The organism is Cellulomonas septica, assembly GCF_012396155.1.
GTDB classification, from domain to species: Bacteria; Actinomycetota; Actinomycetes; order Actinomycetales; family Cellulomonadaceae; genus Cellulomonas; species Cellulomonas septica.
On record NZ_JAAXOY010000591.1, the window covers coordinates 1 to 2259 of the forward strand.

The following is a 2259-nucleotide window of genomic DNA, read 5'->3' on the forward strand; positions in this document are numbered from 1 at the left end:
TTGGTGACGGTGCCGTCGCCGGTCGCGAGGATGACGAGCTTGCCGTCGGGGTCGATCTGGGTCGCCTCGGTCGCCTGGCGGGCGAAGCCGTTGCGGATGTCGTACTGCAGGGTCGCGGAGTCGATGAGCGACCAGCGCGGCATGTCGTCCCAGTCGACGAACGTGACCGCGGTGCCCTTGTTGCCCGCGCGACCGGTGCGGCCGGTGCGGTGCAGGTAGGTCTTCTCGTCCTCGGGGCACTGGTAGTTGACGACGTGCGTGACGTCCTCGACGTCGATGCCGCGCGCGGCGACGTCGGTCGCCACGAGCACGTCGACCTTGCCGTGGCGGAACGCGCGCAGCGCCTGCTCGCGCGCGCCCTGGCCGAGGTCGCCGTGCAGCGCGCCCGCGGCGAACCCGCGCTCGACGAGGTCGTCGGCGACCTTCGCGGCGGTCCGCTTGGTGCGCGCGAACACGATCGTCAGGCCGCGGCCGTTCGCCTGGAGGATGCGCGCGAGCAGCTCGACCTTGTCGAGCGCGTGCGCACGGTAGACGACCTGCTTGATGTTCTTGACGGTCTGGCTGCCGTCGTCGTCCGGGTCGGCCGCGCGGATGTGCGTGGGCTGCGTCATGTAGCGGCGCGCCATCGCGACGACCGCGCCGGGCATCGTCGCGGAGAAGAGCATGGTGTGGCGCGACGCGGGGGTCGCGGCGAGCAGCGTCTCGACGTCGGGCAGGAAGCCGAGGTCGAGCATCTCGTCGGCCTCGTCGAGCACGACGGTGCGCACGCGCGTGAGGTCGAGGTGGCGCTGCTTGAGCAGGTCGATCATGCGGCCTGGCGTGCCGACGACGACATCGACGCCCTTGTTGAGCGCCTCGATCTGCGGCTCGTACGCGCGGCCGCCGTACACCTGGACGACGCGGACCGTGCGGCGCGCCGACGCGGTCGCGAGGTCCCCGGCGACCTGCACCGCGAGCTCACGGGTCGGCACGACGACGAGCGCCTGCGGCTTGCCGGCGGCGGGGAGCTGGTCGTAGCCGTCCTCGCCGGGCGCGACGACCGCGTTCAGCAGCGGGACGCCGAAGCCGAGGGTCTTGCCGGTGCCCGTCTTCGCCTGGCCGATGATGTCGTGCCGCGACAGCGCGACGGGCAGCGTCATGGCCTGGATCGGGAACGGGTGCGAGATGCCCGCGTCGGCGAGCGCCTGGACGATCTCGGGGCGGACGTCGAAGTCCGCGAACGACGCGTCGACGGCCTGCACCGACGAGTACGTCGAGCGCAGCGGGCGCGTCATGGGGGCGGCGAGCGCGCTGGTGGCGGCGTCGGGGCTGTCGGGGGAGTCGACGGTGGTGCCGGGGTCGGTCGTGGTCACGTTGGCTTCTCACTGCGCAGGGTGGTGGTCCGCGCGCTGTCCAGGAGCGGCCGGCGATCGCGGCGTTCCCGGGCGACAGCGGTCACCACGCGGGTTGGCCGGCAGCCGATCGTGAAAGTCGCTCGCGAGCCGCTGCGGACGTGAGTCCGGCGCTGCGCGAGCCGGTCCTGGGACCGGGGACGGCGTCCCCTCCGAGACGACCGGGCAACCGATGTACACCCCCAGCCTATCGGACGACCCTGTGCACCGTTCCGCGCACGGCGGCGTGGCGTCGGCATACGATCCTCGGATGACCACGCACGCACTCCCGGCCGGTCCCGACGACGCGCCCGCCGCCCGTCCCGGACCCTCGCAGGCCGACACCGTGGAGCTGCTCGGGCTGGTCGCGCAGCTGGAGCAGGTCGCCTTCGCGCGGCTGGCCGCCGACGCGTCGGTCGCCCCGACGACCGACCAGCGGCTGCAGCTGAGCGGGTTCGCCGCGGCCGCGATCGCCCGCCGCGACACCGTGATGGCGCGGATCACCGAGCTGGGTGCGGACCCCGTCGCCGCGATCGCGCAGTTCGACCACGTCCTCGACGACTTCGACGCCCGCACCCAGCCGAGCACGTGGTGGGAGCGGCTGCTCAAGGCCTACGTCGGCTACGGCGTCGCGGACGACTTCTGCCGGGTCGCGGCCGAGGGCCTCGACGAGGAGTCCCGCCGCGTCGTGCTCACGGTCCTCGACGACGCCGCCCACGCCGAGCTGGCCGTGGCCGAGCTCGACGCCGCCGGCTCCGACGACGGCGTGCTCAGCTCGCGGCTCGCGTTGTGGGGCCGCCGGCTCGTGGGGGAGGCGCTCGGCGTCGTGCAGCGGCTGCTCGTGCAGCGCCCCGGGCTCGTGCGGCTGGTGTCGAGCGGCACGGGCGAC

Annotated in this window: 2 protein-coding genes; one reads left to right on the forward strand and one right to left on the reverse strand. The window is 73.7% G+C overall.

Annotation, left to right across the window (positions count from 1 at the left end; all coding sequences use genetic code 11):
- The coding region (locus HGA02_RS16955) for a DEAD/DEAH box helicase (RefSeq protein ID WP_246247984.1) at window positions 1–1274 on the reverse strand (1274 nt) is incomplete at its 3' end.
- Between the two features lie 367 nt (window positions 1275–1641).
- On the opposite strand from HGA02_RS16955, the gene HGA02_RS16960 reads away from it, so the two are divergent.
- Window positions 1642–2259 (forward strand): ferritin-like fold-containing protein (locus HGA02_RS16960; protein ID WP_168680341.1); only part of this gene is annotated, 618 nt, incomplete at its 3' end.